The 8,233-nt window shown below is 28.7% G+C and carries 4 protein-coding genes; 1 reads left to right on the top strand and 3 read right to left on the bottom strand.

The window, feature by feature from the left end:
• The first annotated feature begins 69 nt into the window (after positions 1 to 69).
• Entirely contained in the window at positions 70 to 4,842 is a 4,773-nt protein-coding gene (locus ACIQ56_RS11650; RefSeq protein WP_397601231.1) for a hypothetical protein, read from the top strand.
• 9 nt (positions 4,843 to 4,851) lie between these two features.
• Here ACIQ56_RS11650 and ACIQ56_RS11645 read toward each other — a convergent pair whose 3' ends face one another.
• From ACIQ56_RS11645 to ACIQ56_RS11635, 3 genes are read right to left on the bottom strand one after another with little or no spacing between them, the layout of a single operon-like run.
• Positions 4,852 to 5,247, bottom strand: coding sequence for a hypothetical protein (locus ACIQ56_RS11645; protein WP_397601230.1), 396 nt, complete (start codon positions 5,245 to 5,247; stop codon positions 4,852 to 4,854).
• Complete coding sequence (locus tag ACIQ56_RS11640; RefSeq protein WP_397601229.1) at positions 5,222 to 6,250, bottom strand: hypothetical protein; 1,029 nt, start codon at positions 6,248 to 6,250, stop codon at positions 5,222 to 5,224. The genes ACIQ56_RS11645 and ACIQ56_RS11640 overlap by 26 nt, the downstream gene beginning before the upstream one ends.
• Positions 6,251 to 6,276: 26 nt before the next feature.
• On the bottom strand, positions 6,277 to 7,899 hold the full coding sequence (locus ACIQ56_RS11635; protein ID WP_397601228.1) for a Do family serine endopeptidase: 1,623 nt from the start codon (positions 7,897 to 7,899) through the stop codon (positions 6,277 to 6,279).
• Positions 7,900 to 8,233 lie beyond the last annotated feature (334 nt).

The following is an 8,233-nucleotide window of genomic DNA, read 5'->3' as shown; positions in this document are numbered from 1 at the left end:
CGCTTGTATACCTTCTTTTGGTTAACACCATTTCAACACCTCTTTCCTATAAGTTTTTTTCGGATCTGGGTGTCTACTTTCTTAGGGGAGGATCAATTCAAACAGACTTTTGAAAAATTGAATATTTTAGACTCTCTATCAAAGCTTTCAAATACAGAAAGAGACGTTGTCATATCGAATATTAATGACTTGTATAAATTACAAAATGGTTTGAATGAGTCTTTATCAAAATACTTTGAGTCTTATACAATTTTACCAAATATCAAAAGTGGTTTGGCTTATATGTATTATGGAATGCTTGCTTTAGAAGGAAAAACATTAACCGAGTTAATTGAATTGAAAGCGAAGAATTATAGTGGTGATTTATTAAAAATAGATACATTTAAAGATATTGCAGGTACAATAGGAACATTTGGAAATGTTTTATTAGCAGCTGGACAAGCGCAAATGGTGATTGCTGGCCTTTCTCAATTTAAAGAAAATGTAAAAGAAGTAAAAACATTAAATGCTTGGTTAGAAGATTTTAAAAATAGCAATTATTGGAATGAAGTAGAAAAATCAAACTTAGATTCAAAATCAAAACAAAAAATATTAGGTACGAAAAGAATCATTGAAGTTTTTTATAAAAGTAACAGAAATTGGATTTTAACACGTTCTGCTGGAGATACTTTAATTACAGCGGGTCAAGCTTTGATGTTTATTTCGAGTCCATTATTAGGGAATGAACCAAATACGGCAATATTAGGAGCTGGCGCTACCATTTTAGGAGTGACGACTTCACAAGCTGCCGATCATTATATTGAAAATCATTTCAATTTTGATGAAGCTCCTGAAAAATCTTTAGAAGCTAAAATTTCAGATGGTGAATCCGACTCAGCAGAGTCTATTTCCTATACAGAAAAATTAATAGATAGATACGAACAACTTGTTGACCTTTCCAGAAAAAAAACTCATATACGTGTTTGGCAAAAAATATATGATTATATGATGCAAAATCCAAATATGGATTCTAATTTGATCATAAGTAGTCTTAAAAATGATTGGGACAAAAAAAATACATCTATAAACAAGTCTAAAGAAGTTTATTATAAAGAGGTTTATTTATCTTCTTTAGAAGAAATATTTCCAAATGAGAATTCAGAAATATTTACAAAAAATTTAGAATTTATAAATAAAGCTAAACAATTATTATTAAATAATAATGACTCAATTTCTTTTATTACTTTTGTTTCAACGCATTTAAAAAAAATACATATAAAAATTCAAAATAAAGATTATTCACCATCTTCTCTAAGTGCTGAAAATGTTTTATTGAATTTATCGAATGATAAAAATGATCTTGTTAAAATTAAAAATATTTTTAGTTTTTTTGATCATTTTGATATTTCTCCAGAGTTTGACAGAAGAATAGTTAAGAAAATTATTTTACGTAATGGTTATTTAGGTTTTAGAGAAAAAGATGCGGTTCTTAAAAAGAAAATATCGGAAAGATATTTAAAAGAAGTTTCTGTAAAAACAGACAAACAACCCTGGAATATTCCAAATCCAATGCCTGGTATATTTGCATACTATTTTCCTGAAAAATTAATAAAAACAGATATGTTTAAAAAGCCATTGTTTTTTTCTCAAAAAACAAAAAAAATATATGTTTTTGATAGAGAGCAATTTATTAAAGACATAAATAATTATGAAAATTTAGATACAGAAAATAAAAAAATAGTCGATGAATTTTCAAGGCTTGTTTTTGATTTTAATAGTTCAAATTATATTGATAATCATTTTCTAAATAAGGTAGTTAAATTTAAAAATGCATTTGGCAGAGAAACAAGAGATGTTTTTCATTTAGCTTATAATGGAATTGCAAAAAATATATTTAAAACTGAGTCATTAAGACCATTGGTTGTAGGTGCAAGAGATCAAGTTGATCAATTTAATAATATAAATAATTTGAACTCAAATTTAAATTCAAAACAATTAAATTTAAAGAAATTTTCAAATTATACTTATAGTGGAATTAAGAAATTTTCATCCTTTGCAAATAAGTATAATGTGTTTATGAACTTTGTTTTAATGCCCAATACATTAAATCAAATTAAAGATTCTATTGAAAGTGGTGATGTTAAAAATGCAGTTATTGATTCCTCTAGTTTTGTTTTTAATCAAACTGATTTAGCTTTAGATCTCATTAGAAATATTGGAATGAAATCGTATTGGTCAAAACATCCTAAGACGTTTCATAATCTAGGCTCATTGCAAATTGTAATAAATTTTGCTGCAGCTGCCATTGATATTTATAAAGGAGATGATTTAATAAAAAAATCGAAATTAGTTGATGATATAAGAATAAAACAAGATTTACTTGTAAATGGTTCTTTTTCAATTGCAACAGGTACAACATCTTTAGCAACTGCTATCTTATTACCAATTTCAGCAAAGGTAGGGCCAATAGGGACATCAATAGCATTTTCAATTATGTTTGCTCAAGGAACTTATAATTCTGTAAGAACTTCACAGCGTTTAAGAGAGCTTGGTTTTAATGAAACCGAAGTTGTGATGAATTCTATTTTTGATTTTTTTGGAGCATATAAAAAAGAGTTTGATCCGAAATATAATGTAAGTGAGCTTGAGTATTCATTTCATAATAAAATTATTCCAGGCATTTTAGAATCGAATAATAATAAATTTTTAGCAAATCTAAATTTAAGTGGATTGTTCTTTTTTAATAAAATTATTTATCCTGAAATAAAAGTATTTTTACCTTATACAGATTACGAAGTCTCAGGTGGTTTTCAAAATTATGATGGTGAATTTGATTATCCAACATCTACGCCAGGTGAAAAATTGGAATCTGAAATGCATTTGTGTTTAACAAATAATATTTATACCCCTGTTGAAACATCTCAAAATGAAAAAATAAATTTACAGCAATTGCATAGCAATGCTATAAATCAATATTCTCAACATTTACAATTAAAAAATACAGTAATTAAAGCTAAAGAGGGAGGTCTATTTACAAGATATGGCAATGATACTATTCCTTGCCCTTCTGTTAATAAAACATTTTCTATGAAAGAAATCTTTGCAAATTCAAATTCAAGTCAAATTCCAGAAAATAGAAAAGCAAATTTATATTTTGTTGGGTTTGGTGATCAAGGCAAGCATGGAGATATGATTCATTCTATTATAGGCGATCCTTCTTCAATTAATTTATTTAATATCCATCCATCTTCTTATCTTGTTCATATAATGGGTGGTGAAAAAGAAGATATTTTTGAATTTTTTGATGTGGTTAAAGGTAAAAATAAAAATTTCAAATCAAATGGAATTATTGATGGTAAAGCAGGAATTGATACGATAACATTTAATAATTTTAACCCAGATCATAATAGTAAATTAAATATTTCTCTTATTGAAAAATTTACTTCTCAAGATTTTCCCGTTTTTAAAAATATTGAAAATGTAATTGGCTCACCTTTAAATGATCTTATTCGTGGAGATGAAAAAGACAATATGTTGTATGGGCTTTTAGGAAATGATGAAATATATGGTCACCAAGGAAACGACATTATATATCCAGGTAAAGGTCTTGATTTCTTAAAAGGTGGTTCAGGTAAAGATATTTATGTTGTTTTAAAAAGTGACATCGAAAATAATGACATTAAAATAATTGATAATGAGGACTCTCTTTTCAATTTAAATCCATCAGAAAACTTAGATGCTATTATGACAGATATTAAAAATTTATATTCTAAAAAAGAAGGTTCTCATGTGATTTTAGGATATATTGAAAATAATGTATTTGTAGAATCAATAAAAATAAATAACTATTTTAATGGGGAAAACTTTCAGCATATTTATGTATCTGATTTAAAAGGAAATATGTTTAGTTCTAATAATAATTCATTATATTCTGATGATGTAAATTCAAATCACTTAGTACCAATAAATACTTTAAAAACCAATAAAGAATTTATTAATATGAATAATGTATCTTCTGTTGATTATAAATTTAATAATGTAATAGGGACGGATAAATCAGAAACAATTATGGGAAATAATGAAGATAATAGTATTTCTGGAAATGGTGGTAATGATATTTTACATGGAAAAGGAGGAAAAGATTTATTATCCGTATATTTAAATAAAAAAATTGAAAATAAAGATATTTCTAAATACCCCATTCTAAATGGAGGAGCTCAATCAGATTTGTATCTTATCAATATGGATAAAGATGCTGAAAAAAATAAATATCTCTTAAAAATTGATAATGAAGATATAAATGAAGAAAATGATTTTATTGTAATTAACGATCTTACTAATAAAATATCATCTATAAAATTTAGTAAAAGTTCAGAAAAAAGAGGCATTGCAAATCATTTGAAAATGTCAATTTTTGACGAAAAAAATAATGAATTTATAGTTATTATTGATAAATGGTTTGACTCGTCTAAGTATAGACATTTAGAAATTCAAGTGGGTGATTATTTAACTATTGATAACACAATTTTAAATATGATACGAAACCATTTTGAAAATAAAGAAAATGAATCCACAGAACCATTTGTATTTAATATTACGAATCGCGAATTTAAATCATTTAAAATTTTAAATTATTCTTTTAATCTTTTTAATGTAAATAAAATGAATGATGATCTCAAAGAAATTGATATTTCCGATTTAAATAATCCTAAATATAAAAAAGAAAAAATAGATAATGATTTATTTATAAATATTGATAATAATAAGTCATTTATATTAATAAAAGATTTTTATTTAATTAAGAAAAACATTGGCTTAGTAGAAAATCATTTAAAACTTGTAAAAATTAAAGATGAAAAATAGTATAAAAAATTAATCGAATAGGGCGTCTGGATTTTTTAATTTCATAATTCGAGAAATACGAATAAATTTTAAAACACCATTGCTCCCAAGTATCCCAATTTCGTCATCTGGGTTACAAAGGCTTAATAAATTTTGTAAAGTAACTAATTGTGAAATATTTAATTTAATTCCATCTATTTGGCTACGAGATATTTTAATAAATCCAAGAACTGCTAAGTGATCTCGAATTTTAGATTCGTCACCTTCCATTAAAATTTCTTTTGTTTCTTTAGATTGTAGAACAGGGTATCCATTTTCTTTTAAATCATAAATGGCATTAATATGCCACCATTCTTCTGTGGGATGCCATTTTCCGTCTGTAAGTATCCAGCCACTAATTTTATTCAGATATTTGGGTTCCTGCATTTGTAATAATTCCTTTTGGAATACAAGGCCATCCTCTAAAAGGAGAATGTACATCGAGTGTAAGAAATTCAGAATTTATTACTATCAAACCTGCAAGCAATCCCCAAGCGCTTTGTGCAGACATAGCAGCTAAAAAGACTTCAAGATCATTTGGAATTTCTTTTAAAAGTGATTCATGTATTCCTGCACTTCGAACAGCATAACGAAATTTTTCAAGATTTTTTATGATTCCATGACGTTGTTTTGCACCAAGCGAAATGCTTTTATAAGAATCAAATCGTGCATTTTCTATACCACATATTGAACCCCAGCCTATAGTACTTGCTTGTGAGTTTGTTTCTAAAATGAGTGCGTGTGGATAAATTGACTGCAATTCACGAGCAATTCGAATTGATCGTGCTGTTAAAGGAGCTTTACCACTAGAAAGTACAGCCTCAAATTCTAACCCACTGGAAAGAAGATTTTTTTCAAAATGATTTCGAGCAAACGTTTCAAAATAACGATCGACATAGGGTTGTGGGATACGAACTTTTTTAAATGTTTTTTTACTAAGTTCCCATTCTTTTCGCATATACGAAACTGTAGTTGTAGGACAGTCTATCGTTCCAGGGCAAATTAAAGTACAAGTTACACATGGTGGTAATGTAAGAGGGGCATCTATACAAAAAATATTTGCACCACCATGATCTTGAATGGATTGAATCAATCTTTTATCTGAATCTTGATATGAAGTAGCTCCAATATCTGGTGTGAACGCTTCCCAAAATAAAGGAGACAAGCAATTTCTCCATTGATGCCCTGTTTCGTTAGGTTCAACGGGTAATTTGGGAAAGTAAGAAGAAATTGTTTCTTTAAAAATATGATGTTCATTGCTTTTGGGAAGGCCAGAAAGAATCCGCGATAGTAAAACAGATGTTCTTACTACCGCAGATTTTTTTGTATTCGTTCCTGCAAGGTGAATTCCGATTATTCTTAATTGCTCATCTTGCCTTACAAAAACCAAATTTATTTCCTTTAAAGTGTGTAACCTTAACTATTTGGAGGAAGGATTACAGCTAGACTAGAACCATCGTCTCTTGCAACGAGTAAGAATATTGGTGAGTTTTCACCAGACTTCTTAGATTTCTTAAGGATATCTTCCACATCTTTTGGAGAAGATACAGACTGTTTATTTACTTTAAGTATCACATCGCCTTTTCTTAATCCAGATTGTGCAGCAGGGCTTCCATTTTGAACACCAGCTATTAAAACGCCTTTATCCCCAGCTGATTTATTCGATAACATTAATCCATAATTAGATGCTTGAGTTTTTTCTTGTTTTGAATCTTTGGCATCATCATCTGAATTCATTTCATTTTGATCAGTTTTAGTTGGTAATTCTGCTACTTTTGCAGTTAATTGAATTGTTTTGCCTTCGCGTAATACTCCAAGTTTAATTTCAGTTCCTGGTTTTAAGAAAATAATTTGGCGTTGAATATCGATACTGGATTTAACAGCTTTATTATTAACGCTTTGAATAATATCATAAGGCTTTAATCCTGCAATAGCTGCTGGACTTTTTGGAACAGCCCTCATTACAAGTGCGCCTTCTGTATTTGGATCTATCTTCATTTCTTTCATGGCAGCAGGACCGAATTTATTAAGATCATACATTTCTACGCCTAAATAAACTTGTCTAAATTTCCCATTATTAATGATGGAATCGGCAACAAGACGAATTGTGTTTGAAGGAATGGCAAACCCAATTCCAACACTTGCTCCATTTTTAGAATAAATAGCTGTGTTCATTCCAATGACTTGACCATCTAAGTTAACAAGAGGTCCCCCTGAGTTTCCTGGATTGATCGCCGCATCTGTTTGGATAAAACTATTTGCTCCCGTGATTCCTAAGGTATCACTTGATCTTTGCACCGCACTTACCACACCCATTGTTAATGTTTGTGGAAGTTCGAACGGTGCACCAAGTGCAATACCCCAATCACCAACTTCAACTTCGTCTGAATTTGCTAAACTAACTTGTTTCAATTCATTTGAAGGTTTAAAATCTTCCAATTTAAGAACTGAGATGTCTACATTTTTTGCGGTTCCTACAACTTTTGCTTTGTATTTACGATTGTCATAAGTTGTTACTGTAATTTTATCGGCGCCTTCAATAACATGGTTGTTTGTAATAATATAACCATTTTTTAAATCTACAATAAAACCTGAACCACCATCTGTTTCAATGGATTGTTTTTTTTCTCTTTGTTGTCCATTTGGACCTTTGAATTGAGGAGGCATAAATGGGAAAAAGAAGTCTTCTGGAAATGGCATTTCATTTTGTCGAACAGCCACTTTTTTTTCAGCAGTAATGAAGACGAGTGCCGGACGGCTTTCCTTCGCTATTCCTGAAAATACTTTTTTAAAAGACTTTAAAAAAGCAGAATCGGGATTTGGAGTTGGTGGAACCGCTGAAGGCAAAGAATATCCATTTGATGCTTGTGCAGTTAAGTTTTGCGTTATGTTTGTTACTTGAGATGGATATAAAATTAACATGCCAGCACTTGCAACACCAAATAGTGCTGCGATGGAAACCCCTGCAACTATTATATTTTTTGCTCTTGCTTTCATAAAATTTGTTACCTTTTTTGAACTATGGTTAGTAGAATTCATTATAACCTCCTAATATTATAATATTTATTTCCTCTGAAAGATTTTGGGAAATGAATAGTTCATAAAATTTATATCAGAAGTCTTATACAGAAGTCGATAGAGAATATTTTTAAAAAAACATAAAAAATGTATAAAAATATATTAATATTAATATATTAAGAAACTTTACCACTTATGTAGAAATATATAGAAGTGATGAAGTTGTCTTTTTTTTTTACATCGTACAAAATGTAAATGTATTTTTAATAAAATTTAAAAAAAATGACAAAAATTTAAATATAAATTGTTAACTTAAAAAAATTGAGTTAAAAATAAGGAATCCAAATTGTCTTTT

The organism is Silvanigrella sp., assembly GCF_044369315.1.
Classification (GTDB): domain Bacteria; phylum Bdellovibrionota_B; class Oligoflexia; order Silvanigrellales; family Silvanigrellaceae; genus Silvanigrella.
Note: the sequence above shows the minus strand (reverse complement) of the source record. Positions and strands in the feature narration are given on the sequence as shown.